24 protein-coding genes and 2 pseudogenes are annotated in these 26263 nt (G+C 70.9%); 9 read left to right on the top strand and 17 right to left on the bottom strand.

Features of this window, described 5'->3' with window-relative positions; all coding sequences use genetic code 11:
* Positions 1-6 precede the first annotated feature (6 nt).
* The 5 genes from J2S66_RS34030 to J2S66_RS34010 all read right to left on the bottom strand — a co-directional run bounded on the left by J2S66_RS34030 (position 7) and on the right by J2S66_RS34010 (position 5116).
* Positions 7-1662 (bottom strand): catalase, encoded by a 1656-nt coding sequence (locus tag J2S66_RS34030; protein WP_310312990.1) that lies wholly within the window; start codon positions 1660-1662, stop codon positions 7-9.
* Positions 1663-1772: 110 nt separating this feature from the next.
* The gene (locus J2S66_RS34025) at positions 1773-3293 is read right to left on the bottom strand and encodes a hypothetical protein (RefSeq protein ID WP_310312987.1); all 1521 of its coding nucleotides are present in this window, start codon (positions 3291-3293) and stop codon (positions 1773-1775) included.
* 13 nt (positions 3294-3306) lie between these two features.
* Positions 3307-3840, bottom strand: coding sequence for a DUF3558 family protein (locus J2S66_RS34020; protein WP_310312985.1), 534 nt, complete (start codon positions 3838-3840; stop codon positions 3307-3309).
* A 16-nt stretch (positions 3841-3856) separates the two neighbouring features.
* On the bottom strand, positions 3857-4237 hold the full coding sequence (locus tag J2S66_RS34015) for a hypothetical protein (RefSeq protein ID WP_310312982.1): 381 nt from the start codon (positions 4235-4237) through the stop codon (positions 3857-3859).
* A gap of 69 nt (positions 4238-4306) precedes the next feature.
* Complete coding sequence (locus J2S66_RS34010) at positions 4307-5116, bottom strand: ESX secretion-associated protein EspG (protein ID WP_310312980.1); 810 nt, start codon at positions 5114-5116, stop codon at positions 4307-4309.
* Between the two features lie 286 nt (positions 5117-5402).
* Between J2S66_RS34010 and J2S66_RS34005 the strand changes: the two genes are divergently transcribed.
* Both J2S66_RS34005 and J2S66_RS34000 read left to right on the top strand, forming a co-directional pair.
* The gene (locus J2S66_RS34005; RefSeq protein ID WP_310312978.1) at positions 5403-5543 is read left to right on the top strand and encodes a hypothetical protein; all 141 of its coding nucleotides are present in this window, start codon (positions 5403-5405) and stop codon (positions 5541-5543) included.
* A 174-nt stretch (positions 5544-5717) separates the two neighbouring features.
* Positions 5718-5858 carry a hypothetical protein gene (locus J2S66_RS34000; RefSeq protein WP_310312976.1) on the top strand — a complete coding sequence of 47 codons (141 nt, stop codon included), beginning with the start codon at positions 5718-5720 and terminating at the stop codon, positions 5856-5858.
* Positions 5859-5904: 46 nt separating this feature from the next.
* Here J2S66_RS34000 and J2S66_RS33995 read toward each other — a convergent pair whose 3' ends face one another.
* Positions 5905-6606, bottom strand: coding sequence for a hypothetical protein (locus J2S66_RS33995; protein WP_310312974.1), 702 nt, complete (start codon positions 6604-6606; stop codon positions 5905-5907).
* A 390-nt stretch (positions 6607-6996) separates the two neighbouring features.
* On the opposite strand from J2S66_RS33995, the gene J2S66_RS33990 reads away from it, so the two are divergent.
* Both J2S66_RS33990 and J2S66_RS33985 read left to right on the top strand, forming a co-directional pair.
* A complete protein-coding gene (locus J2S66_RS33990; protein ID WP_310312972.1) occupies positions 6997-7506 on the top strand; it encodes a hypothetical protein in 510 nt (169 codons plus the stop codon).
* Between the two features lie 36 nt (positions 7507-7542).
* Positions 7543-8778 carry a hypothetical protein gene (locus tag J2S66_RS33985; protein ID WP_310312970.1) on the top strand — a complete coding sequence of 412 codons (1236 nt, stop codon included), beginning with the start codon at positions 7543-7545 and terminating at the stop codon, positions 8776-8778.
* Between the two features lie 279 nt (positions 8779-9057).
* On the opposite strand, the gene J2S66_RS33980 is transcribed toward J2S66_RS33985, so the two are convergent.
* From J2S66_RS33980 to J2S66_RS33950, 7 genes are read right to left on the bottom strand one after another with little or no spacing between them, the layout of a single operon-like run.
* Entirely contained in the window at positions 9058-13140 is a 4083-nt protein-coding gene (locus tag J2S66_RS33980; RefSeq protein WP_310312967.1) for a TIGR02680 family protein, read from the bottom strand.
* The gene (locus tag J2S66_RS33975; protein WP_310312965.1) at positions 13137-14384 is read right to left on the bottom strand and encodes a TIGR02678 family protein; all 1248 of its coding nucleotides are present in this window, start codon (positions 14382-14384) and stop codon (positions 13137-13139) included. The genes J2S66_RS33980 and J2S66_RS33975 overlap by 4 nt, the downstream gene beginning before the upstream one ends.
* Positions 14381-15934, bottom strand: a complete 1554-nt coding sequence (locus tag J2S66_RS33970; RefSeq protein ID WP_425566445.1) for a TIGR02677 family protein — start codon at positions 15932-15934, stop codon at positions 14381-14383. Before J2S66_RS33970 ends, J2S66_RS33975 begins: the two co-directional genes overlap by 4 nt.
* Positions 15935-15972: 38 nt before the next feature.
* Positions 15973-17202 (bottom strand): TIGR02679 family protein, encoded by a 1230-nt coding sequence (locus J2S66_RS33965; RefSeq protein WP_310312959.1) that lies wholly within the window; start codon positions 17200-17202, stop codon positions 15973-15975.
* Between the two features lie 12 nt (positions 17203-17214).
* On the bottom strand, positions 17215-18540 hold the full coding sequence (locus tag J2S66_RS33960; protein ID WP_310312956.1) for a helicase-associated domain-containing protein: 1326 nt from the start codon (positions 18538-18540) through the stop codon (positions 17215-17217).
* Positions 18541-18545: 5 nt separating this feature from the next.
* Complete coding sequence (locus J2S66_RS33955) at positions 18546-18698, bottom strand: hypothetical protein (protein WP_310312953.1); 153 nt, start codon at positions 18696-18698, stop codon at positions 18546-18548.
* 11 nt (positions 18699-18709) lie between these two features.
* A complete protein-coding gene (locus tag J2S66_RS33950) occupies positions 18710-18862 on the bottom strand; it encodes a hypothetical protein (RefSeq protein WP_310312951.1) in 153 nt (50 codons plus the stop codon).
* Positions 18863-19939: 1077 nt separating this feature from the next.
* Here J2S66_RS33950 and J2S66_RS33945 point away from each other — a divergent pair.
* The 3 genes from J2S66_RS33945 to J2S66_RS33935 are packed head-to-tail and all read left to right on the top strand — an operon-like array spanning position 19940 to position 21863.
* Positions 19940-20236 (top strand): hypothetical protein, encoded by a 297-nt coding sequence (locus J2S66_RS33945; protein WP_310312943.1) that lies wholly within the window; start codon positions 19940-19942, stop codon positions 20234-20236.
* A complete protein-coding gene (locus J2S66_RS33940) occupies positions 20236-21414 on the top strand; it encodes a DUF6973 domain-containing protein (protein ID WP_310312941.1) in 1179 nt (392 codons plus the stop codon). Before J2S66_RS33945 ends, J2S66_RS33940 begins: the two co-directional genes overlap by 1 nt.
* Positions 21415-21416: 2 nt before the next feature.
* Complete coding sequence (locus tag J2S66_RS33935; RefSeq protein ID WP_310312937.1) at positions 21417-21863, top strand: hypothetical protein; 447 nt, start codon at positions 21417-21419, stop codon at positions 21861-21863.
* Between the two features lie 240 nt (positions 21864-22103).
* Here J2S66_RS33935 and J2S66_RS33930 read toward each other — a convergent pair whose 3' ends face one another.
* The 4 genes and pseudogenes from J2S66_RS33930 to J2S66_RS33915 form a co-directional block, all read right to left on the bottom strand.
* Positions 22104-22613: an immunity protein CdiI family protein gene (locus J2S66_RS33930; protein ID WP_310312934.1), complete on the bottom strand. Its 510-nt coding sequence runs from the start codon at positions 22611-22613 to the stop codon at positions 22104-22106.
* Positions 22614-22666: 53 nt separating this feature from the next.
* Positions 22667-22846: pseudogene (locus tag J2S66_RS33925) on the bottom strand (mycothiol transferase); the annotation flags it as partial.
* Between the two features lie 365 nt (positions 22847-23211).
* Entirely contained in the window at positions 23212-23499 is a 288-nt protein-coding gene (locus tag J2S66_RS33920; RefSeq protein ID WP_310312931.1) for an HC3 family zinc finger protein, read from the bottom strand.
* Positions 23499-24352, bottom strand: a pseudogene (locus J2S66_RS33915) (helix-turn-helix domain-containing protein). Before J2S66_RS33915 ends, J2S66_RS33920 begins: the two are co-directional and overlap by 1 nt.
* 101 nt (positions 24353-24453) lie before the next feature.
* Here J2S66_RS33915 and J2S66_RS33910 point away from each other — a divergent pair.
* Positions 24454-24909, top strand: a complete 456-nt coding sequence (locus tag J2S66_RS33910) for a hypothetical protein (protein ID WP_310312928.1) — start codon at positions 24454-24456, stop codon at positions 24907-24909.
* 26 nt (positions 24910-24935) lie between these two features.
* Positions 24936-26219 carry an NsdA family TPR-like regulatory protein gene (locus tag J2S66_RS33905; RefSeq protein WP_310312924.1) on the top strand — a complete coding sequence of 428 codons (1284 nt, stop codon included), beginning with the start codon at positions 24936-24938 and terminating at the stop codon, positions 26217-26219.
* Positions 26220-26263 lie beyond the last annotated feature (44 nt).

Genomic DNA, 26263 nt, shown 5'->3' with positions numbered 1-26263 from the left:
GGGGACTCAGCTGAAGCGGACCCGCTCGTTCGGCACGCAGTGGGTCATCCGGAGCCCGGACACGTCCCTCGAACCGTTGGCGCCCAGGTTCGCCAGCCTCTCGCGGTCCTCCGCGGTGAGGTCCTGGCTCGCCAGCGGTTCGAGGTGCGCGACGTCCTTCGGGCCGATCCCCAGGCCCTCGCCGACGCGCAGCCCCAGGTCGTCCTCGACCAGGAGGAAGTGCCAGACCATCCGCTCCTGGATCGGCCGGTCGCACTGCGACAGCAGGGTCACGAAGTTGTGCACCAGGTCGTCGCGCTCCCAGTCGTCCATCAGCAGGTAGCGCTGCCCGGCCTGGCGGTAGTCGTCGGTGCGGGGGATGCGCTTGCGGGTCAACCTGCCCCGGATCTCCGGCCCCTGCTCGTCGTGGGTCGGGTACTGCCCCTCCCGCAGGCCGTCGATGATCGACGGCTCGTAGTTGACGTGCGGGTTGCCGCCGCCGCCGTCCACGCCGTAGGACATCTGGCCGTCGCGCTGGTTCGTGCGCACCTCGGCGTGGCGGGCCTGGTTCACCGGCAGCTGGAGGTAGTTGGGGCCGACCCGGTAGCGCTGCGTGTCGCTGTAGGAGAACGTGCGGCCGACCAGCATCTTGTCGTCGGAGAAGTCCAGGCCGTCGACCAGCACGCCGGTGCCGAACGCGATCTGCTCGTTGTCGGCGAAGAAGTCGTCGACGGTGCGGTCGAGCACCATGCGGCCGACCGGCCTGGCCGGGAACTGGTCCTCCGGCCACACCTTCGTGTCGTCCAGCGGGTCGAAGTCCAGTTCGTCGTGCTCGTCGTCGGTCATCAGCTGGACGAGCAGCTCCCACTCCGGGTGCTCGCCGCGCCCGATCGAGTCGAAGAGGTCCTTGGTGGCGTGGCCCAGCTCGGTGGCCTGGAGGACCGCCGCGTCCGCCTCGGTCATGCTCTTGACGCCCACCTTGGGCATCCAGTGGTACTTGACCAGGTGCGAGCCGCCGTCGGCGTCGATCCACTTGTAGGTGTTCACCCCGAAGCCCTGCATGTGCCGGTAGTCGGCGGGGATGCCGCGCGGGCTGAACAGGTTGACCAGCATGTGCATGCACTCCGGCGTCTGCGACATGAAGTCGAAGATCCGGTTCGGCTCCTGCCGGAAGGTCACCGGGTCGGGCTTGAGGGCGTGGATGACGTCCGGGAACTTGATGGCGTCGCGGATGAAGAACACGGCCAGGTTGTTGCCGACCAGGTCCCAGTTCCCGTCCTCGGTGTAGAACTTCACCGCGAACCCGCGCGGGTCCCGCGCGCACTCCGACGAGTCCCGCCCGCCGATGACCGTGGAGAACCGCACCGCGACGTCGGTCCGCTTGCCCCGTCCCCGGAACAACTTCGCCCGCGTGTACTTCTCCACGGGTTCGTCCCCCCACGCCCCGTAGCTCTCGAAGTACCCGAAGGCGGTAATCCCGCGTGCGTGCACCACCCGTTCGGGAATCCGCTCGCGGTCGAAGTGGCTGATCTTCTCCAGGAACTGGTAGTTCTCCAACGTGGCCGGCCCGCGCGCCCCGACCGTCCGCTGGTTCTGGTTGTCGTAGACCTCGTGCCCCTGCCGGTTGGTCAGCACCGGGCGGTCGTCACCCTGCTCGGGCCCCTTGCTCGCCACATCAGTCATGACCGTCGGGTAGTCCTTCCTGGATCGGCACCACCGACGACCTACCCGCTACTCCGAGCGGACTAACCGACAGGCACCCGGACGCGCGGCGACGTCCGGGGCCCGCTCGCCTACCCGCCGATCGTGGGCGGTGCGACCACCTGGTCGTTGCCGAAGATGCCGTCGGGGTCGGGCTCCAGGAGGTACGACGGCGCGTTCCGCTCGACGTCCTCGTCGCCCTGCCCCCTCGCGGCGCCGCCGCCCGTGCCACCCGCCCCCCCGGCCCCCGCGCCCCCGCGAACGCCCGTGCCCGTGCCGCCCGCGCCCGCGCCGCCGGCTCGGCCGGCCTGGGCGTCACCGCCGTGCGGGAGGAACCCGGTGGACCCGCCGCCCGGTATCCCCCTGGACCCCGCGCCGGGACCGGCACCGGTTCCCGCGCCGAGCCCGCCGGGGAGCCCACCCGGTCGACGTCCGCCCCCGGCTCCGCCGCGTCCGCCACCCGGACCACCGGCACCGGCCCGACCGCCGCCGGCTCCGGGTCCGGGGAAGGCCGTGAGCCCGCCGCCACCGTGGCCCGGTCCCGTGCCGCCCTGCCCGGGGTTGCCGAGGTGGCCGGGGTTGCCGAGGTGGCCGGGGTTGCCGGAGTCGCGACCACCCGTGCCGCTCGGCGTGGTGACCCCGGTGACGGGCTCGACCGGCCGCGCGACCCCCGACGTGCCGGTGGTGCCCGTGCCCGGGTCGTCGTCACCCGGAAGACCCCCGACCGGTGGCGGGGGCACCGCGCCGCGCTCCCACTCCTCGACGCCGATCGGCTTCGACGGGTCCCCCGGTCGCGGCCGGGGCCGCGGTTCCGGCTCGGGCCGGGGCTGGGGCGGGGTCTCGGCCGCCGGGGCGAACGCGGGCTGCGCGGCAGCGGTCTGCGCCACCGTCCGGTCGTACACCTCCACCGCCCGCGCGGCGGCCAGGTGGTCCTCGCGCTGTCGGTCGAACGCCGCCCGATCCGCCGCCGCCTGCTGCGACAACGCCACCGGATCGGTGATCGTCATCAGTCGTTCGTGGGCGGCGCGGGCGTCGAACGGGTGGGCGGGTGGTGGCGGCACGGTCGCCCTGGCAGTGCTCAGGGCGCGCGACTGCTGGGCGAACAACGTGCCCGCGAGCTGCGCCGCCGTCCCCGTTTCGCCGGCCCGGTTGCCCATGTCCGCCAACGCGCGTCGGGCCTTGTTGCCCGCCTCACCGACCCAGTCGGCCTCGCTCACCGTGATCGCCTTGCCGATCGCGTCGTTGAAGGTGGCGAGCTGGTTGCCCAACCGGGTCCAGATGTCGCCCATCTCGCCGACCACCCGGGGATCGCCGCCGCGGTGGACGTCCTCGTACAACCGCGCGTGCGGGATGCCCCGGTAGTCGACATCGGGCTGCTCCGGCGCCGTCCGCGTCACCACCTGCCGCTTGAGCTGCGCGGCCTGGGCGTCGAGCACGTCGTCCACCTCGTCGGGCGCGGTGAGCATCGCGATGAGCCTCCCGAACAGCCCGCCGTGGCGCCGTTCGAGGTCGTGCCGGACGCGCTGCTCCACCTCCTGCCCGGTCTGCACCTCCGAGTGCCGGTGCAGGCCGTAGCGCGCGTGGACGTCCTGACCACCTGGTCCGCGACTCATCCCCGTTCCCCCCTCACGGCAACCGCGGCTCGACGAGTTCCGCGACCTGCCCGGCCAGCGCGCACGCGTCGTCCTTCGTCTCCCCGGTGAACGCGACGTCGACGCGCGACGCCCTGGTGACCTCGATCGCGACGATGCAGGTACCGCCGGCTGCGATCACCTGCTTCGCAGCACGCCCGCCGATCGTCAGGTCGGTCACCTCGCCGGTCGGCTGCACGTCGGCCAGCCCGGCGTCGGTCCGGACGTCGATGCCGAGACTCCTGCGCTGCGGGCTGTAGGTGCAGCTCCGCGCGCTTCCCAGGTCGTCGCGTTCCGGGGCCTCGCGCAGCGGGCCGAAAGCCCGCTCGGCTTCCTCGCGCGTGAGCAGGTCGCACGGCTCGACGTCGCCCAGGGAAGCGGAGGCGTCGGTGGTGCCGGACGACTCGGCGGCACTGGTCGTGGTGGTCGCGCCGGTGGCGGGTTGCGCCTCCCCGGTGACCGGTCCGCCACAGGCGACGACGGTCGACAGGGCAACGGCCAAGCCGGCGATGAGGATGCGAGGTGGCACCTTGGTCCTTCGTTGGTCAGGCCGTGAAAGTCGAGCCGGCGTCCTGGTCGGTGGTCTGGTAGACGCCCATGGACTTCTCGACGTCGGAACGGAGCTGCTCGAGGTCCTGCTTGAACTTGACCAGGACCGGGATGAAGCCCTGCACCTCGTCGGTGGCCACGGTGGCGAGGAAAGGTCTGTACACCAGGGCCGCCGGGGTCGAGCCCAGCGGCGGTTGCTGGCTCAAGCGGTCGGCGGCACCGATCGCCTTCACCACCTCGCTCAACATGTCGTCGACGGCGTCGATCAGCACCTTGCCGCCGTCGCCGCCGATGCGGAACCCGGCCGCGGTCGCGGCGCTGAACCCGGAAACGGCGTCGCCCATGCCGACGATGCCTGCCATGACGGCGTCCGCCACGGTGATCACCCTCCCCCGATGACACCCGCTGCTTCACGCACAGCGCATGAACAGTAACAGCCAGTCGCATCACGTTCGGGTGATTCCGCCACCCGCCTCACCCGCCCCGGCCAGGACCCGGTTGAGGTGCCGATCGAGAGCAGCCTGGTCGGCAGGCGTGTACGTGACGGTCGGACTCCCGTCCACCCCCGTCTCCGAGAGCACCGCGTAACGACCGGCATCGGTGTCCAGGTAGCCGACCGTCCCCAGTTCGACCTCCCGACCGTCACGTCCGCGTCCGGCGACCGCGAAGTAGCCCGCTCCCAGCCGGGGACGGCGCACGACCTCCTCCGCGACGGCCCGTTGCGCGGCGGAGGACCGCACGGCGGCGGCCCGGACCCGGTCGGTGAAGGTGAACTCCGAGAAGTCCTCCTCCGCCCGCCGCCGCCCCGTCGCCGCGGGCGTCCCCGTCACGCTGACCGAGGTGCCCGGCCCGGGACGCATCGCGGGCAGCAACCCCACCAGAGCCCGCACGACCGCCTCGGGCCGGTCGCTCCGGAACGTCACCGCCTCCTCCTGCTGCTGCACGACGACCACCCCGGCCCGGTCGTCGACCACGGCCAACCCGACGGACCGGACGTGCCCGGCGGTGCCGACGAGCGCGATCGAGACGGTCCCTCGGGCGAACACCCGCAACGCCTCGGCGAACCCGGGCACCAGGTCGTCACCGCGCACCAACCCGCGGTCGGTCAGGTCGTGGCGCACCCGCTCGACCAGGCGCACCCGCTCCGCCCGACTGCTCCCGTGGTACCCGATCGTGAGCGGGAACCGCCGCACGTCGAGCCGCAACGCCTCGCCCAGCACGTCCAGCTCGACGTGCGAACAGACGACCTCCGCCACCCTCGCCCCCTGCCGACCCCTTCGGTAACGGCGTCATGGTGGCAGTCGGATCGGGACCACCGGTCCCGATCCGGCCGTGTTCAACCGATGGGCTTACAGGTCGGCACCTCAGGACAACCGGGAGTGGCTCCAGGGCCCCGGCACGACCGCACGACTGCGGGCCCGCGACACCGCCGCCGTGCGCGCCGGACGTTCCAGAACGGGAAGCGCTCCCACTCCGGCACCACGTGGACCGAGATCAGTCGGCCCATCCCCCGTCCCCGGTAGTCCGGCCGAGCCGAGTGCCGTGCTCAGCCGAGACACCGCCGCCGCCGACGAACGCGCCCGCGCCGGCACCTCCTCCTCCACCAAGGTCGTGGGCGGGTGGTGGCTCGATCACATCGGCACCCGGACCTTCGACAGCCCGGTGCCCTCCGCGGTCCCGTAACCGACCGGCAGGCAGGTCGATGCGGCTGATCACCGACACCTCGGTCCACGTCTCACCGGCCCGCGTCCGGCACGCGGATCGAGCGGGAGTCGGGTCGGCCCGTCGAACCGGACGGCGACGGCACCCGCGACGGTGACCACGCCCAGGACGGCGACCTGCTGGTGTTCCAGCGTGATGGCGGGCCCCGTGCGCATGGTCAGCCCCGGACGACTCGCCGCGCTCGCCGAAGGCGAGTACCGCGCGGACGCGGTCCTGCGGGCACGCGGTGGCGCCACGACCACGACCGACCCGGACGGACGCCCCGCAGGCCGCTGACCGGCAGGCGCTCTCCGGCGAGCGAGCTACGCGGGATCGCACGCGGTCACAGGCGTGGCAGGTAAGCGGCGACCTCCGCGATGGCGTCGAGGGTGTCGTGGTCGAATTGCCCGCCGGCCGCGTTCTCGGCCTCGGCGACGGTGACGGCCGCACCGTCGCGGTCGCTGCCGTAGCGCAGCCCGGTGAACTCGACGTGCCCCAACTCCAGCAACGTGCCGCCGAGCGGGGTGATGTCACCGGTGCCGTGAATCCCCATCAGGCTGTCGAACTCGCGGGCATCGCGGCCGTTCGCCAGGCCGACCCAGGCCACCGACACCACCGCGGTGTTGCCCGCCTCGTCGGCCACCGCGAACAGCACCCGCTCCAGGTGGGTGCAGCGGTGGGCGGTGAAGAACTGCCGCACCTGTCCGAAGGAGACGGCGACGCACTCGGCCTGCTGCTTGGCGGTGCGCTTGACCTGCCGCAGCCCCATCCGCTGCCACGCGCCCTCGACCTCACCGCGCCGGGCAGCCTTCCGCCCCTCGCTCCTGCGGGCCCGCAACTGCCCCGACGAACCGCCCAGCCGCACCGACCCGACCCCGGCCTCGGCCGCCGCCGGAGCCGCCGCACCGGCACCGCCGAGGCCGGCAACTCCCCCGCCGCCGGCGAACGCCGCCACCGCGACCACCCCGGCGACCACCACCCCGGCGCCGCTCCTCTTCGTGATCGGCCTGACGCGGCCTTGGCGATCGGTGAAGAAGTCCGGCATGGTCCACCCCTGGATACGTTCGACCGACCGGCCCGGCGACCGGTCGTGCACGCAGGGTAGCGACGGGGTCCGACATCTCCGCCTCCCCGGCGTGTTGGTCCGGAACCTCCTGGGCACGTCCTCGCTCCCCAAGCACCGCACCCTCAGCACCGCACCCTCAGCGCCCGCCGCACGACCCGCGAACGACGCCGCTCGTCGTGACCAGCACCATCCGGGCCCCTGGTACCCCTCCTGCTCGGAGTGGCCGACATGCACCGCGGGGAGCGGTTCCGCGCCGCCGCCGCACCCATGCCGGCACCAGCCGGTCCGGAATCGACCCCGGCGGATTCGGTCCGCCCGCACGGCGTCGAGCCGTAGACTCCGGCGGTCAACGCCGACGAGGTCCGGCTGTTGCGCGCCCCTGCGGGAGGAGATCGCATGCAGGACCCTTCGGACTCGACGGAGATCACCGAGCCTGGCAAAAGCGACCGGAGCGACACCACCGACCCACCTGTTGTGGACGATCCGACGTCCGCCCCGGACATCGGCTCGACGACGTCGACGGTCCTGGTGGAGGTGCTCCCAGGGGTGGCCGTCGTCGCCGGTGAGGTCCCGCCGGAGCTGAAGCCCGATCTGATCGACTTCGGGGTCGTGCCGGCTGCCGACCGCGAGCGGATCTCGGCGGTCCTCGCCTCGATCGGGAACGCGGCGACCGCCGCCGGCAACCTCGGAAACGCGTTCGCCGGCGTGCGGGGTCTCTACCGGATCGGCGGCACGGCGCAGGCCCTGCTGAAGAACGGCGCGACGCTCGCCGTCAAGGACGGCGGGAACCTCGGGGCGGTGATGGTTCGCGGCCGCATCGTGCACCAGGCCCGCTTCTACTCCGTGAGTGCGGTGAGCAAGGCACGGATCGCGGCCTAGATCGGGCCGGCACTGGCCATGATCGGCCTTCAGATGATGCTGAGTGAGCTCTCGGGCCTCGTCAGGACCAACCTCGCGGTGACGAATCAGCTCCTCACCACCATCCGCAAGGACCAGTGGGCCGAACTGACGGGAATCGTCGCCACCATCGATCGCGCGGTCGACCAGGCGCGCGAGATCGAGTCGGTCCCGACGTCCCTGTGGGAGGACGTCGCGGGCAGTGGAGCACTGGTGCAGAAGCAGCTCGAGCTCTACCGGGAGAACGTCCGCGACCACGTCGGGCAGATCGGTCGGGCCGACGCACGCACTCACCGCGGTTATCTGCAGACGAACGCCGAGGCGATCGCCTTCGACGTCCACGCCCTTCTGTCCTCCCTCAACGCCTGGACCGGGTATCACGCTCTTCGCGCCTCAAGGGCGAGAGCCGCTGGACGCGACGACGCCGCCGAGGCGCACTACGCCGAGGTCATCGCGCGCGACACCCGCGCGGAGTTCGACTCCGCCCTCGCCGAGACGACGAGCCTCGTGGACGCGCTGACGCGGGAGCTGCGGATCACCGCCGAGCTCCGCGGCCCCGACGCGTGGCCGCTGCTGGGGATGCGGAAGGACGTGAAGGCGGTCCGCGAAGCCTCCGCCCGGCTTCTGGAGGTGATCGAGCCCCTCGCCGACACCCTCCACCCGCCGACTCCTCCGATCGAGGCCCCGGGCGTCGTCTGCGCACCCGGATCACTGGACCCGGAGCCGTACCTCCGCATTCTGCGATGGCTCTTCGAGGACGGCGAGGCCCTGCGCGTCCTCGGCTTCCCCGACCAGCTCGACACCCTCGACCCCATTTCCGCGATCGTCGGCGGAGCGATGGGGAAGCTGGCGGCGGCGATGGACAAGGACACGGCGAAGACGCTGGTCGCCGTCACGGATCGCCGCATCATCACGGCCAGGACAGACGCGTTCCTCGAGCAAGCCGAGATCCGTCAGGACATCCCACTCGACCAGGTGCGGTACGTCCGGGCGACAACCGCGCAGGACAGGAGCTCACGCTCGGCGATCGACCTCATCACGCGCGACGAGAACATCCGGTGGCTCTTCCACGCCGACATCGACAACACCCACGTGGACGCGCTCGCCGCCGTGCTCGGCGAGTCGATGACGATCCCGGACGCCGAACGCGACGAGCTCCGACGGCGGCGCCACGCCTCCATCGAGGCGGGCGGGAAGAGCGAGAGCGCCGGCACGGGGTCCACCGAACCGACCGGGTCGGAGGCCACGACCTGACCACCGCCCCGCACATCGGGGTGCGCGGTTCAGGACGCGCCACATCGCACGGTGCGGGCCTCGCGGCACCGCCGTCGACCCCTCGCCCGACTCGTGCAACGCCGTCGTCGCCGCCTCGTCGGCACATGCCACCGAGGGCGGGACCGACGTCGTCCGGCAGCCGTCGTCCGGCAGCCGTCGTCCGGGCGACCGGACATCGCAGCCGGTTCCACCCTGCCGCGGCGTGACCGGCGGCACCGCCTCTGGTCGACCCGGGCTCCGACCTGTCCTGAACCGCGCTCAGTCGTCCTCCGCCGCCTCGTCGTCGACCACCTCGGCGCCGTTCCACACGAACCGGGCGGTGGTGACGGCGTCGTCGTCGCCACCGCTGATCAGCTGGTGGATCGCGATGCCGTCCAGCTCGCGGTAGGTGCACCACTCGTGGTCGGAGGTGAGGACCAGGTCGAGGTCCAGCGCCGACAGCAGTGCGAACACCTGCCCGCGGTTGACGCTGTCGACGCCGACGAAGACCTCGTCCAGCAGGATGACGCGCGGCGCTCCGGCGACGGCCTGGTAGTGGGCGGCCACGGCGGCGAACAGCGGCAGGTGCAGCGCGATCGCCTTCTCGCCGCCCGACAGCGCACCGTGGAGCTTCTTGGTCAAGGGCTGCCAGCCCGTCCCGTTCATGCGGTCGACCTTCACCACGAACCTGTGCCAGGCCGTGTAGTCGAACACCTCCCCCAGCTGCTGCTCCCAGTTGCCGGCCGTCTCGTCGCCCCTGGCCTGTTCGACCCGGTCCCGGAAGAACCGGTGCAGCGACTCGCGGTCCTCCTCGGTCAAGCGCACCGGGTCCTTGAGCAGGAGGTCACGCGCCGCTCTCGTGCCCGGTGGCAGCTCGGGCGAGACCTCCCACACCAACCGCACCGCCACCTTCGAGGCGGTGCGCACGCGCTCCAAGCGGGCGTTCATGCCGTCGACCAGGTCGTGCGCCTGCCGTATCCGGGCGGCGAGGTGGCGGCGTGTGTCCCCCGTGAGGGTCCGGTCGAACAGCTCGCGCTCCTGCGCGGTGATGTCCTCCCTGCTGCGCTCCGCGTCGGACCGCAGCAGGTCGAACAGCGCCGAAGCGCCGATCCTCACCCCGTCCACCATCGCGGAGAAGACCTGGACGTCCTCGTCGGAGTCGAGTTCGAGGTCGGCCCGACCACCCAGCACCTCGCGGGAGGCGTGCACCTCCTCCGCCAACCGGTGTGCGGCGTCGCCGAGGTTCTTGGGCGAGTGGGACAGCGCCGGCCACGCGGCCGCGATCGACCTCGCCGCGTCCAGCGCCGCCCGGACACCGCTCGACGCCGTCAGCACCTGCCTGAACGCGGGCAGGTCGTCCAGACCGCTGTCGGCGGGCAGGCTGCCGTCCGCCAGGTGCCGGAATCGCACCGCGGCCTGGTCGCGCACCTCGGTGGCGCGGTCGCGGTCGCGCGCGTCGGTGGCCCGCTGGGCGGTGAGCTCTCCCAGGCGCACGGCCAGGGTGCCGATCTCGTTCCGGTTGGCACGTGCCGTCCGCCTGGTCGAGCTCAGCTGCTCGCGCAGCGCGGCGAGTTCGTCCAGCACCTGCCGGTAGTCGACGCCGATGGTGCCCTCCACGGCGTCCAGCTCGCTGTCGAGCCCGCGGGCCGCGGCTTCGGCGTCGTCCGCCTCGTCCTGGCGCTGCTCGGCGGCGAGCCGGGATCGCCGGGCCTGCTCAGCGGTCCGGTCGGCTTCGCGACGTGCCGTGAGCAGGGCGGCGTGCTCGTCGATCCAGGCGTCGGACGCGGTCCGGAAGGCGTCCGCGGCGGCCATGACGGCGGTCAGCGCGTTCCGCTCGGTGGGCAGGCCGTGTTCCGCTGCCGTCGTGGTCAGCGCGCGCAGGGCGCGGTCCACCCGCTGCTCGCTCTTCGCCAGGCCGTCCAGTGACCGCCGAACCACGCCGTCGGCGCTGGAGACCGCTGAATCCGCCCGGGTCAGGGCCTCCAGTGCCGCGTTCGCGTCGGTGTGGCCGGGGCGAGCGCGCCGGTCGGCCTCGACGTCGGACCTGCGTTCGGTCAGCGACCGCACAGCGGCCGTGTGCGTCTCGATCAGCTCTTCCGCCGCGGCGATCCGCTCACGCAGTTCGGTCAACCGGCGCTGCCGGGCCCGTTGCCTGGCGAGCGCGCCGATGTGCGAGGCCTCGTCCTTGCGCCACGTGCCGCGCAGGTTGCCCACGCGCCAACCACCGTCGGCTCCGATCGCGACCGGGTGGGCTCCGGGCAGACCCTCCCCGCAGGCGGGCAGATCCTCCCCGTAGGCCACGCCACCGAGCAGGCGCGCGACGACGTCAGCGGCCACGGGTGCGTCGATCTCGGGCACGAGGACGTCGGCGAGTGAGCGACCCGGCGCCGGCGGCACGGCACCGGGTACGGCGAACGTGTCGTGCCCGGCGACCGCGCCGTCGTGGCCGACCCAGGCGTCCAGGAGCCCGGACGCCTGGAGCGCGGCCTCCACCGACGCGCGGACGTCGTCGGGCACCGCGTCGGCGAAGCGGACCAGGCGCCACAGCGGCGCGCCGGTCATGGTCCCGCGGTCCGCGGTGCGCGTGTGCGGCGGCCGAGGAGGCAGGTCCTCCTCGCCCAGCAGCCGCCGGACCTCGTCGCGCAGGGCATCCCGATCGCGCTCGGCGTTCTCCAGCGCTGTCCCGACCAGGGTCTCTTCCCGGGTGATGGCGTCCAGCACGCGGCTCGCGGCAGCATCGATCCCGCTCAGCACGGCGGTCTCCGACGCCGCGAGGTCCGCCAGTGCCCCGGAATCGGCGAAGGTCAGCTCACGGCAGTCCGCCACCCACGCCAGGAGGGCGGCCCGGAGCTCCGCGAGCGCGGTCTCGCGGAGGTCGGCGAACGCGGCCCGCCGTTCGGTGGCCTCCGCCAGGGCTTCCCGTGCCTCGTCGAGGGCCCGTTCCGCGTCCCGCCTGCTGTTGACCGCGACCTCGTGCTCGTTGAGCGCGAGGCGCACGGCCTCGACCTGCTCGGCACGTGCCTGGACCGCGGCGCGCAGCAGAGCCCGCGACCGCGAGGGGTCGGCGAGGACGCGGGTGATCTCGGCGTGCACCGAGGCGAGGCCGACACGGGCGGCGGCGGTCGAGGCGCCGTCGGCCAGCGCTCCCGCGGTCGCGGCCCGTGCCTCCGCGTGCCGGGCAGCGGTGTCGGCCGCTTCCGCGTCGGTCCGGGCGACCTGGTGGTGGCGGGTCGCGTCGGCGCGCCTCTTCCCGGCGGTCGCGCGAGCCTCGCGCACGCGGGTCCGCAGCCGGTCGAGCTGTTCCCCCTTCCGGTACGCCTCGCTGCCGGTCAGGCCCTGGATGCGCCCCTCCGTCCCGACGATGCGCTGCTCCAGCAGCTCGTCGCGTTCTTCGGCCTCGTGCTTGCGCCGCGCGGCGCGGCGGTGCTCGTCTTCCGAGAGTTTCGCGGCATCCGCGAGGTTGCCCAGCTCCGTGGTGGCCGAGATCAGCTTCGCCGCCGCGGCGCGCAGCACGCGCTGCGCATACGCGCGTTGCCTGGTTCTGAGGTGCTGTGCGGCCTCCACCTCCGCGTCGAGGCGTTTGAGCTGTTCACGCTGCCGGTCCAGGCGTTCGAAGCCCTCCGCGAGGTCGCTGATCTCCGTCTCTCCCAGCGGCGGCAGCGCCTTGGACAGCAACGTGGACAGCAGCCCGGGGTCGAGCCGCTGGGAGAGCTTCGGCGTGCGGAGCTGGAGCAAGGCCGTGATGAGCGCGTCGTAGCGCTGCTCGCTCAGGCCGGGGAACAAGGTCGAGCGCACGGTCGCCCGGTAGTCGGCCGCGTTCTGGTGGAGCGTGCCCCGGTCACCGAGCGCGGCTTCCAGGGCCTTGCCGGTGAGGGGCGCGCCGTTCGGGTCGGCGAGGTCGAGGCCACCCGGTACGCCGATGCGCTGCCCGGTGGTGAAGTAGTCCGGGTGCACCGCGGTGGTGTGCCTGGTCGCGGCCAGCCGCGCGCCGCACGAGAACCACGTGTCCGGCGAGCCGTCCGCACCGGGGAAGCGGAACTCCAGCCACACGTACCCGACTCTCGTGGTGCCGGTCGCCCCTTCCCCCATCAGGTTCCAGTGCATGGTGCGCTCGGACGTGCCGAACGTGGAGAGCCGGTTGGCGCGCAGGTTGGCGTCGAACAGGAACGGCAGGAGCAGTTCCAGCGCCTTCGACTTGCCGGTGCCGTTGGGGCCGCGCAGCAACAACCGTCCCCTGTGGAACGTGAAGACCTCGTCGTAGTAGCGCCACACGTTCAGGATCCCGGCGCGTTCGGGCACCCACCTGGCCACCGTCCCCGGCGCGGCACCGCTCTCCGTGCGTGGCAGCCCGGTCACCGTCATGACTCGTCCTCGACGTCGTCTGCACTCGTCCGGGTCACCGCGTAGCGGGTGGCTGCGGGCCGGGCGCGCACGACACCGCCGTCGAGCCGGACGAGGCCGAACGCCCTGAGCACGTCCAGCGCGTCGGCGACCAGCCGCGTGGCCCCGTCCTCGCCGCGGTACCCCTTGGCCCACCGGGGGAAACGGCCGAGCAGCGCGTCGGCCTCGGTGCGCAACTGCTCCACGGCGACCTGCCCTTCCCCGGCCGTGATCACGTCGAGGAGCAGCAGGGCGGCGACCTTGGCGTTGCCGGAGTCGTCGGGGAACCTGCTGTCCGTGGCCACGCCGTCCGGATCGATCAGCATGACGCCTTCTGCACGTTCCTCCACCAGCAACCCCGCCTGATCGGCGGCCCGGCGCAGGAGCTGCCCGCCGGTCGGCGACTCCAGGTAGGCCAGTTCCGAGGGGGTCAGGTCGTCGCGGTGCACGACCGGGTCGTCGACCAGCTTGCGGAACACCGAGTGCCGCAGCCGCAGGTTGCGCTGGACCTCGGACACCGGTTCGTCGGCATCGCCGTAACGCCGTTCGCGGGACAGCCGGGTCAGCAGCTCGGTGAAGCGCAGCGGCACCTCGTCGGTGTGCGACCTCCCGGGGGTGACCGCGACCTGCGACGCGCCGACCGGGGCCGCCAGCAGGCGCATGAGCAGCGTAGCGTCCACCCGGTAGAGGACTTTCGCGTCGGCGGAGTCCACGAACGACTCGGTGGCGCCGTCCACCACGTCGACCGCGCCGACCGACTCCAGCAGTCGCAGCGCGTCGACGAACGCCATCCGCTCGGCGCGGCTGGACGTGTCGAACGGCGGCAGCACCGGGTCCACGGCCGACGCCTGGACGACGCGGTCCGCCAGCAACCCGACCGTGGTCACCGGCACCCCCAGCAGCTCGGCGGCCACCACGCACAGCAGGGTGTACCGGCGGCGGTCGAACGGCGCCCGCCCCGTGCGGTGCCGTCGCGCCGGTCGGGTGGGATCGGTGGCGACGCGGACCTTGGCCAACCGCGCGTACCCCAGGCGGGGTTCGACGATCAGCGACCACCCGCAGTAGTAGTCGAACCACTTCTCGACGGGTTCGCGTCGCCTGCGCACGAGGTCGAAGGCTTCCGGTGCGGCCCCGGCGCCGATCAGCGGTGTCGCCAGCAGCAGCCGGATCGCCCGCGCGACCTCTTCGCGCTCCGCGATGACCAGCTGGTTCGCCAGGTTGCTCATCCGGTCGCCGCCCCACCGGCAGCCCCCTGCGGCCGCCGTGCCGCGCGACCACCCGGCGTGCGGATCTCGACGTCGTAGTCCGGGCCGGTGAACACACCACGGGGCGTCCTGAGCACCGCCTGCCCGCGGTGCGCCTCCGGCGGCCCCAACAGGATCTCCACCCGCCCGTCGCCCGTAGTGGCCCGGTGGACGCCGTGCCGGTCCGGTGCCGCGGTCAAGGCCCGCCCGAGAAGGTCGAGCAGCCGTTCGAGCACCTCGTGGTCCAACCGCCCGAACTGCGACAACCTCATGCCACCACCGGTGTCCAACCGGTCCCACGCGGCCTTCAGCGCGGCCCGCTCGGCACGAGCCGACTCGGCGCGCGCCGCCTTGACCGCGGCCACGTCGCGCACCCGCCCCGTGCGGCTGAACCGCTCGGTCCGCCCCGCGCTGCGCAGCAACGCCGACACCTCCACCGGCGGCGCGTCGACCCACCGGGCGGACGACCCCACGAGCTCCGGATCGGGGTGCGCGAGGTGCGCGTGCCGGGCCGAGCCGAGCCCGAAGGCGGTCGACCACAGCAGGTGCAGGTCCTCCTCCGCCGGCGCGACCGCGAACCAGCGCGCCAGCTCGCGGAAGTCGGCCGCCGCACTGGTCGACCTGCGCCTGGACTCGGTGATCCGGTCGAGCACCTGCAACAACGCGATGATCGCGCGCCTGGCGACCACGAACAGCTGCCGCACCCTGGGCGTGCCGCCGTCCACCGGCAGGAACCACGCGCGCAACCCTTCCCACCTGGCCCGGCGCAGCTCCGACCAGGCCACCGCCGGATCACCGCCCGAGGTGGGCGGGAGTTCCGCGCCCACCAGCGCGCGGTGGTGCAGGAGAGCCACTCCCCGGGCCTCGACCAACTCGACCCGGTTGGCGATCGCGTGCGCCCGCTGCTCCAGGTTCGTGGTGAACTCCTGGAGGTACGCCACGGTCGCCGACTTGACCTCGCGGAACGTCTCCTGGTCGGCGCCCTCCGCCCGCAACAGGCGCTGCAGCTCGCCGTTGAACTGCTTGGTGTTGCCCCGCAACGCCTCCAGGTGCCCCTCCAGCTCGACCAGCGTGCTGAAGATCCGGCGATCCGGCACACCGGGATCACCCAGCTGCGCGACCAGCTCCCCGAGCCGGTCGGCGATCGCGTCGAGCACCGCCGTCTGGAGCGCGCCCGTCGAGGCCAGCACACCCATCGCGTGCACCACACCGGCCAGGGCGGCTTCACCGCGCTTGGTCAAGGAGTACTGGAGGTTGCGCCGCTCGTACTCGTCGGCCGTCCGGTAGTTCTCGGCGTGGTTCTGGGTGACGTCGAGCAGCCGCCAGTCGCGCAGGCTGCCCAGTGCTCCGGTCAGGTCCTCGTCGTCCAGCGGGTCGAGCCACCCCACCGAGCGGAGCCTCGCCCGCACGTCGTCCAGCCCGAGAGCGGTCTCCAACCGCTCGTTGGCCTCACCGAACGCGTGCAGGATCGCCACGTACAGCTCGGCCCGCTCGCCCGTGGTGAACCGGAACATCTCCGGCGGCACGCGCATGGCCTCCAAGGACACCCTCCTCCCACCGGTCGAGCGCGCTACGGCAGACCACCGGCATCCCGTCCGCGATCGTCGAGTTCGTCCAACAGCCGCGCGGTGACCCGTTCCTCCGGAACCGCCACCCCGTGCTCGCGCATCGCGCCCGCCAGCCCACCATCCCACGGCGCCTCGGTGACCCGCCCCACCGATGTGCCGACACGTGCGCCGCCCAGCGCCAGCAGGTAGTCGTCGGTGGCCATGCGCCACGGCACGGCGCCGGTGCGCGCCATCACGTGCGCGGCGATCCGCACACCCTCGCCGTCGAAGTCCCCGTGATAGCGCAGCGTCGCCCCGGCTGCGGCCAGACCACGCAGGAGCACGACCACCGCGCTGTTGGGCCAGCCGGACGTGCACACCACAGGCGGGCAGGAAGCCCCGAACCTGGCCACCGCCACCGCGAGCACGCTCGGGTTCTCGAACACCCACACGTCCTCGGGTGCCCCGACGAACGAGGTCGCCCGGACCTGCGCCAGCGTCAGGGCAGCGACGTGCCCCGCATCGGCGCACACGCGCAGCACCCCGCCCCCGACACCACCCAACCGCAGGCCGGTGACCAGGACGACCGAGGACAACTCGTCCTCGACCACCCCGGCGCACTCCCACAGCGCCCGCCGCTCCTGCGCGTCTCCGGGCAGGTCGACGCCGTAGAGCGCCGCCAAAGCCCGCAGGACCAACCCAGCGCACCGCGCTCCCTCGTCCAGGGCGTGCGGATCGCCGAGGACGGCCTCCGCCAGCACCGGCAGCGGCACACCCGTCGCGGGCAACGCGGCGACGACCCGCAGGGCCCGGTCGAGCTCATCCCGGGTGCGCTCGACCGAACCACCGACGAGTCCGGCCCGCCGAACGGCGTCCACCCACTCCCGCAACACCGGCTGGGCCGTCACCACGGGGTGCCCGGCCAGCCACGCCCACAGCTCGACGCGGGCACCGGTGGCGAGCGCCCGACGCCCGGCCCGGTCGTCCAGCGGACCCAGCAGGGCCACGACGACCTCGCGCACCCCCGCCTCCACGGACTCCCGGAGCACCTCGTCGAGCCCGGCCACCGACACCGTCGCGTACCGGCCAGGCAGTCGATCGGCCCCCAGCAGATCGGCCACGGCCGACCGCTCCTCCTCGTCGAGGGGACCGACCTTCACCCGGCTGACCGGGCGCCCCGACGACAACCTGTCGTGCACGGCCAGCCACAGGGGCCGCAGGGCTGCGGAATCGAGCCCGTTCAACGAACGCACGACCCAAGCCTGTCAGAGCCCGCCGCCGCGGACCCCGGCCGGGATGACATGCCCCAGCCTGAGCAGGGCCTTGCGGAACTTCAGCTCCTGGTCCGGCCGGACGGCCAAGTGGCGGTCACCGATCGGACGGCACAGCGCGCGAATCGCGCGGTCGCGGGCGATCAACGCGGCGAGCGCGGGATCGGCGCACTCGATGACGCGGACGTGGCCGAGATCGGTCAGCTGCGAACTCCGCCGCTCGACATCCGCGACCAGCGTGCGCACCGCGTCGGGCAGGTCGTGCTCGGTCCGCTCGGCGAGGAAGTCGACGAACCCACCGAGGTCGCGGCCGTTGTCGAGCGCCATGAGCAGGCCGGCCGCCGACAGCGACCAGACGCGGTCGGCGGTCTGCTCCGCGTGGGCGGACAGGACGAGCCGGTCCGCGGCGCCGATGTCGCCCATGGCGACGACGTCGAGGTTGGGCAGCACCTTCAGCGGCCGGGTCCCGGCGGTCCTGGGCTCAGGAGGTTGGTACGTGCCGGTCAGGCCGAGGGCGTAAGCGCCCAGCGCGGTGAGCCTGATGGCCACGAGTCCGTCGTAGCGGCTCAACGCGTCCAGGTCGTCACCACCCCAGTTGTCGACGTAGTCGTCGCGCGCGCCGCGTGGGTCGACGTAGTCGAGGTCGACCAACCCGAGGGTGCCCGCGTACTCGAACAACACGGCCAGGGTGTAACGACCTTCGAGGAGTTCCCAGTCGTGGAAGCCGTCGTAGCCGAGGCTGCCGTACTCCGGGTCGACGAGGTAGAGCTTCCACAGCGCCGTCTCGGTGCGGGCGATCGTGGGGCTCATGTTGCCGCGCCGCATCGCGGTGAACAGGAAGTCGACGTCGACCCACTTGCCCGGCGGGCAGGTGGCCAGCGCCGCGGCGACCGCCTGTCGCCGGGTCTTGGCCGCGGTGAGCACGTTGCGGGCGTGCTGGCCCTTGATCTGCTCGACCCGGCTGAACTCGTCGATCACCGCGTGGGTGAGCCAGCGCCGCCACAGGCCCCGGATGGCCTCGGCAGACGGCTTCCCGAGCGCCGAGCGGCCCTTCGGGGTCAACCGGAGGCGGGTGCCGTCGAGCGAGGCGAGGCCACCGGCCTGGAGCAGCAGCGGCCACGCGAACGCCGCGATGGGCTCCTCGGGGTAGAAGTCACCGTGCACCAGGTGCGCGCTGACGGTCCGCACCGTCGCAGCGGACGGGCGACTGGTCTTGTCGCTGCACTTCACCTCCCCGGCCGCGCACAGTCCGAGCACGGCGCGCAGGTTGGCCAGGGCTTCCTCCTCGGTGAACCGCACCTGCTCCGGCCAGGAGTCCACCGGGTTCACCTCCCCCTCGCCCAGCGGCGGTAGGCCTCGACCCACTGCGCGCCTTCCACCGGCGGAGCAGGCAGCGGCAGGCTCAGGACGGGGATGTGCTGCTTCGACTTGCCGCGCACGCAGACAGCCACGATCTGCTCCTCATCGGTCAGGTCCACACCCGTCACGGTCACGTCGACGCCCGGCACCACGTCTGGAACGGCACCGTGAGGTGCTCCCCGATCATGGCGTGGAAGCCCGTGACGCACTCGCTGTCGTCACAGCAGTCGACAGTTGCTTCCGCGATCAGCTCGTCCAGCGCCACCCGGTTCGATCGACTCACGCCGCGAGGTTCGCACACTCGACGACGGGACTGCCACGAGGAGTGGCAAGCGCGAGCACCGCTCGCAATCGTGAGCCTGCCGTAGGGGCTTTCTTCCCGCGCCGCCGTCACGGCACGTCGGGAGATACGCGAGTGGCGACAGGCGGCGCCCCGGTGGTGATGGTTGAGAGATCAGCCACTGTCAGCACGGACGAGCGACCGGTACGGCATCAGGGAATACCGTTGCGGGCGATCGATGAACCGACTCAAGGGCTACCGCGGTTGGCACATCGGACCGATGCACAGGAAATTCGCAGCCCGCGACGAATCTCCCGCACCGCCCAGCAGAGTCACCAACCAGAAGCACAACGCCGAACACATTCCAGGTGGAGCGTCCACATGTTCCGAACGTTTCGACCCGAAGTCGACAGTGGACACGGTCAAGATCGCCCACCGATCACACAACCTCAGGTCGACGAATCATTCGGGCGAGCCGCCCGCTCAGGGGGCAACGAACTCGAACCTCCGACCCTTACACTACCGGCGCTGTTCCACAGGGCCCCGACCAGTACGAACGGGGAATCCCACGTCAGCCGACACCGTCCGCCGCCATTCGGAGCCGTCGCACGTCGTTCAACTCCACCGACTGCTCCAGGTCGACTCCACCCACCGCAGCACGAATAGCCGAAGAGGCCGGACCCAACCGTCGAACACGCGTTTCCCCGTGCAGCGCAAACTCGGTCCGCACTCAGCGCCGCGGCCGACCGCTCGCCTCGCTCGTGCCACACCGCCGCCGTCGCCTCGTCGGAGAAGCTTGCCGATTCCTTCCACGTGGTTGACGAACTGCTCGCTCCGGCCCGCCACACCCGCCCCCACGTCACCTCGAAGTCGCGCCACGGCCACACGACCGGCGGCAGTGCCTGATGCGGATGGCGCGACGGCGACAGCAGGCCCGTCACCCACCGGGCGTGCACGGACAGTGCGGCCAGTCTTCACGGTAGGAACGTGCGTCGAGGGTTTCGGTGTTCTCGTACCCGCATAAATAAGGACACGCTCTGCTACGACACTGGTACTCTGGGTCACGTCCGGGGAGGGTGGATGACCGGGTTCGATGTCGATCCGAAAGCGCTGCGCGCTGCGGCCGATGCGGCGAAACAGGCCGCAGGGGTCGTGCGCGAGCTGGAGCTGGGCCGGGTGGCGGAGCTCGCCGCCGCACTGCCGGGTACGGAGTCCGCCGGGACCGCCGGCGAGCTCGGTCCGCACTGGGAGGCCACCACCGACAACTGGGCCCGAGGCGTGGACTCCTACGCGGACGCGCTGACTGCGGCCGCCGACGACTACGAGGTGCAGGACGACGACGCCGAGCAGGAGTTCGGCCGGGTGGGAGGCCGCTGATGGCCACGTGGTCCGAGGTCAGGCAGTGGCAGCCGGACATCATCGGACAGGTCGGCGACCACCTCTCCGTGCAGAAGAGGCAGGTGATCTGCCTGCAGGACGAACTCGACGGCGCCAAGCCGGTCGGGTGGACCGGGACGGCATCGGAAGCGGCGGCCGACGACCTCCGCGTCCGTCGTCAGGAACTCGAGGAACTCGCCGCGCGACTGTCCGCGGCGGGGAAGGTCGTCGACGACTCCGAGCAGTCCGCACGCGACCTGGTCCGCAGCGTCGAGGCGACCGAGCAGTTCGCCGCGCAGAACGGCTACCGCATCGAGAACGGCGCCGTCGTGAAGACCTCGGACGTCGGCGGATTCCTGGACGTCGCGATCCTCCAAGTCGAGGTGCAGGGCATCCTGGCCCGTGCGGCCGAGATCGACACGGAGTTGAACTCCGTGCTCAAGCGCATCCTGTCCGACGAGATCGGCGACGCGGGGGCGACCATGTTGGCGGCGGCCGCGACGGCGGGCGAAGACCGCGTGGCCGATGAGCGGCGGCACCGCGAACTGGTGGAGAAGTACCAGGTCAAGACCGATGGCACCACGATCTGGCCGAGCGGTCTGACCGGTTGGCTCGCGGAACGCAGAGGCATCAAGAAGGAGCGCGTCACCCAGTCCGAGGCGGAGATGCTCGACGACCTGCAGATGCGCAAAGGACTGCTCGGTCTCAAGGAGTTCGGCGACATCCGGCAGGACGCGCTGCACGTCGCCGAAGGCAAGTTCGACGGCAAGGGCGGGACCGACGGGCACGCGGACGCCTTCCGGCACGCCTACTGGAATGCGCTGATGACGCAGCGGTACGGTGAGGAGTGGGCCCGCGAGTTCGCCACCGCCCACGAGCGCAATCCGTCGAGCCACCACATCCCGGTGGGCATGGACCTGCACAACAACGAGGTCGGCCGGAGCATCGCGCAGGCCAACCCGGGCGCAAGCCCCGAGCAGTTGGCGAATCTGGTCGAACAGGCGGTCACGGACGGCAAGATGGTGGTCATCGACAAGAACGACACCCTCGTGCCCTCCAACGAGGTACCACCTGGCGAGACTCGCGAGACCAAGAAAACACCGTGGCCCACGGACAACCCCGGGCGCGATGACGACCACGACCCCGGCAAGCCGTCGGCTACCCCGGACCAGTACTGACCATGCGCTCGATACTGACCCTGATCGCACTGCTCGCCCTGCTGGCAGGATGTAGCGAGACCACCTCGGGAGTGACGGTGGAATTCGACGAGAACCTCGAAAAGGCGATCGGCGAGCTGGCCCGCTCGGACGACTCCAAACCGCTCAAGGAGCTGGCACCCGGCGATTGGACCTCAGTGCGCATCCTCACCGGGCCCGCATCCGGCACGCGGATCGAGCGGGAGTTGGGCCGGCCCGTCGAACTGGACGGCGATGGTACCTACGACGGTGATTACGTCCAGGACGGCAACCTGCTGGTGTTCCAGCGTGACGGCCAGACCGTGCGGATGGTCAGCCTCGGACAACTCGCCGCGCTCGCCGAAGGCGAGTACCGCGCGGACGTGGTCCTGCAGGCGCGCGACGGCGCCATAACCATGACCGGCCCGGACGGACGCCCCACAGGCCGCTGACCCGCCGGCTCTCCCCAGCGTCGCATCGCATGACCGCCGCGCCGTCGCGATCACTGCCATAGCCGCAGCCCGGTGAACTCAACGCGGCCCAACTCCGACAACGCGCTGCCGAGCGGGATGATGTCGCCTCTGTGCGCCGCAGTCACACCTGAAACGCGCGAACCGCACCACATCACGAACTTCCCCCAACACCCGCCAATGCACGCCAACTGCGGCGAAGTGCAGCCAACAAACTGAGCCTCACTCTGCCAGTGCTGTTCCACAAGTGCCCTGACCAGCACAAAGAGAAAACCGGCACGTCAGCCGGTGCCGTTCACGGCCGTTCGAAGCCGTCGCACGCCGTTCAGCTCTTCCGTCTGCTCCAGATTTGCTCCACACACCGCGGTGTGAACGACGCCAACAGGTGCCGATCTCAACCGCCGAAGACGCGGTCCCCACGCGCAGTGTGGAACTCGATCCGTATCCGCAGCGCCGCTGCAATCGCTCGGACAACCACTCGCCGCGCTCATGCCACGCCGCCGTCGTCACCTCGTCCGGAAAGCCAGAGCCCATGGGGTCATCCGGGTCGTAGACAGCTTGGAATTCGTCGTCCCAGGCATCGATAGCCGCGACGAGATCGGCAGGCACGTCGAAGTCGTCCGCCAGCCGCTCAGTCGAGTAGTTCGCCGGGATGGGATCGCTGTCCTTACGCACCCACAGCGGGTCGGTGCCCCACTCGGGTGCCAACCGGACCGAGATCACGCCGTTCATCGTCACCATCCTCGATAGTTCGCGTTGGTCTCGGCGCGCGGGTCGCGCCGCGCTCCATCGAACGGGCTGTCGGAGCTGCGCATATTCGCCCCCAGGCCGAGCAGGTTGGTCCCGGTCGGCGTCAGGGGACGGCGGACGTCGTACTCGGACAGCCCGTCGAGCTTCCGCAGCAGCACCTCGCGGACCTCCCGCAGGTCGCCGTGCAGGTACTCCTTCGCAAAGTCATCGATCATGAAGCACGAGCCTGCACCATCAGCCCCGCCCTCGGCCGTCGGCCCGCAACAAATCTTCCGCGAACAGTGCGGAAGCCAGCGGTATCAGCGGGATCAGACCACGAAGCCGGTGCATTGATCGAGCCATCCCTAGCCGACACAGACGACCAGGGCAGACCGAGTGACCGCTGACGACCAGCCCGCCCCGATGTGTCACAGGCTTGTGGGCAAGCGAGTCTGGGATACCAGCGGATCCCCTACAGCCCCCGTGAGCAGGCTCTTCGCCGATCGGAGGGGGTGGCGCTCTAACAGGATCCCCAACCTGATCCCCAATGTGATCCCCCATATGAATTCTCAGCGGCGTCACCATGATCGCTCCGCTGTACCTACAACCCCATGACCGAAGGGCTGACATGGGTCCATCGACCAGGCACCTTGCCATCGGAAGCAGCACCTCCCTGCCGAGGAAAAGGCAAGATGCCCTCGGCAGCCCGCCAGGCCGCGTCACACGCCGCACAAGTCGGCCAGCACCACTCCTGCTTCGTCGGCCGAGCCGCCGGAATAACCAGCTCCTCACCGCAGAGCGTGGCGGCTTGGTCGTATGCGACCAGTTCGATGTCCACAGCATGGCGCCAACCTGCGTGAGGAAGCCAGCGGAACGGACGCGGCAGCATCAGCGCACCTGCCGCTCATAGACATCGGCCCACCGGGCAAAGACCGCCTGCGACTGCTCGACACCCAACGCTACCTGCCGCAGCCGCCGCATTTTGGCCTCATAGGCGACGACAGCCGCCGGCTCGTCGTGGAACACCGTGGCCGTCTCGGTCTCCGCGTAGGCCACCGCCTTAACCGGAGCCGCGAAGGTGAGCAGGGCCCCGGAGGCGCGCAACGCCCTGCTCACTCCGACGGCCATAGGCACCAATCGCGGGCTCATGCGCTCCCAACCGCACATCACCGCCAGACGCAGCAACTGGTCCCGCATCACCTCCGGACCGCCGACAACGACCCGAAGGGCAGCCTCGTGCACGAAGAGCACCACTTGGGGCCACTCGAGCGTCGCAGCGTTGCCTGCCGCCCCATCCGGGCTTCGACGACCACCGAGTCACCGGTCAACGCACGCGCGTACTCCTCGGTCTGTGCCAGGCTCGGCACGGTCAGCGGCTCGTAAGCGGTGATGCTCTGAGCCATCTGCTCGTGCAGGTTGAGCGCCAGCAGCGAGTCGGGAGACCCATCGTGGTACCGCAGGAAGTTGCCGGTCTCGGGTTCGTTGGCGACGACCATGATCCGATCACGAGTGGGCTTGTCCGCACCGCAATGTCCCAGCAGCGTGCTGATCTCCCATGGACTCGTACCGCGGCTACCGGTCTCCAGCTTGCTCAACTTGCCCAGCGACCACCCCAACGCCTCTGCGACGACCGCGGACGACAACCGGGCCCGATGCCGAACCCGCCGCAACTCCTCACCCAATTCCCGGCTACGAGCAGTGCTCAGCCGGGTCTGCCGCTTCTCCTCGATCACAGTCTCCATGGCTCCCCTTCGACGCAGGAACAGCTCGACGAAGCCATGAGATCGTTGGGAACGCATGCACGGCAGATGACATCTGATGACATCCAGGAAGACGGACAAGAATGATCCGCAACATCACCATCACAGGAACACGAGCCGTCGGCACCAACGACTCCGACGGCCTCAACTCACTCTTCAACGACTACCTGGCACCGTTCGCCACCGCGCACTTCTACATCGGCGGTGCGGCAGGCATCGACACCGCCGCACTCGACTGGCTCGCGGACAACACCTCGGCACCGTTGACCATCGTCGTCCCGAGCACCATCGCTGACCAGCCGGAATCCGCTTCCTCGGCGATCGTCTCGTGGCACGCGCGCAACAGACTGACCAAAGTCATCGAACTGACCGCACCCGCACTCGACACCTCGGCTTACCATGCCCGCAACCGCTACATGGTTGACCGGAGTGAGTTCGTCATCGGATTCCCCCGAGGCACCAGCCAGACCTCCGGCACCTGGTACACGCTCAACTATGCATCCGATCAGGGAAAACCCCGCTTGGTGGTACCCGTCTAACGCGTGATCAATGCTGTAATGCCCCTATGACCACCGCGGAAGGTGAACTCGGAGCGGCCACACTGCGCAGACTGCGCGAATCACGCGGCTGGTCCTGGGCTGACCTGGCCCGAGCCCTGCGCGACACCGCCCGCGACCTGGGCATGGCATCCCCGGGCAATCTCCCCGTCGCCAGCATCCAACGTACCGTCGCCCGCTGGGAGAGCCCGACCGACCGCACCAAGCCCGGCGATCGCTATCAGCACCTTCTCGCGAGGATCTACGCGAAGACCTCAGCGGGAACCTGGGCACTCGGCACCGGTTCCGACTTCGCCATCCTGTTGGATGCGCTCCGCCTCTTCGGCACCTCACCCCAACGCATTGACCGACTCGTCGACTCCATCACCCACGCCGGGAAAGCACGCCCACGCACCGCGGCACGCCCTATCGAAGACTTGGCCGACCATCTGGCTACCACCGTCACCACCCTCAACCGACAGGTCGGCTCCACCCCCTTCGTCCGGCTGCAACTCCAACTCGCACCAGTCCTCAACACCTGTCGCAAGCTGCTTGCGCACCCCGGTCTCACAGTCGACCTACTGACCACAGCCGTCGACGCCTACGCACTGGGCGCCCGCCTAGCCTTCGAAACGCGTGACGACGAGACCGCGGTGGCGCTCTACCAAGACGCCGAGGCCACCGCCACGCGCCTCCCCGACCACAGCCACTTGGCGGCCGTGCGCACCAGCCACACCATGGTGACCTTGCACGCCACCAACGACCTCGCTGCCGCCCTCGCCTTGGCCCGCGCCGCCACCCACGATGCCCACCGCGGTTCCAGTCACGCCATCCGGGCACGCGCCCACGCTGTCCACGCCGAAGTCCAAGCCCGCGCAGGCAACGCCACAGCCGCGGCGGCAGCCCTCGACCGGGCCTGGAAAACCGTGGAGCAACTCTCGACAGACGCCCCCTTCGCCGCCTTCAACGCCGACCGCGTCAGCGGCTTCGAGGGTCTGTGCGCCCTATACAGCGGCCAACCTCGCCACGCCGACGATCTGCTCACCCGCTCCCTGACCAGCCTCACCGGCCCACGCGATGCGGTGCAGCGAGGCATCGGTGCCACCGACCTCGCCCTGGCCCACCTGGGTATCGGTGACGTGACAGCCTGCGTTGCCTACCTTCACGAGGCAGTGGACATCACCGCCAGAACCGGAGGTCGAGTCCCAGCACAGCGCATTCGTCGTGCACGCAGCCACCTACGCCCATGGCGCGCTGAAGCCTTCATCGTCGAACTGGACGACCACATCCACGACACTCTGATAGGTCGGTAGGCCGATTCAGCTAAAGGAATCGATTCATCCACCCGGTCCGTAAA

It is taken from the genome of Saccharothrix longispora (assembly GCF_031455225.1).
GTDB classification, from domain to species: Bacteria; Actinomycetota; Actinomycetes; order Mycobacteriales; family Pseudonocardiaceae; genus Actinosynnema; species Actinosynnema longispora.
The sequence above is the reverse complement of the archived record's forward strand: the minus strand, read 5'-3'. Positions and strand labels throughout refer to the sequence as shown.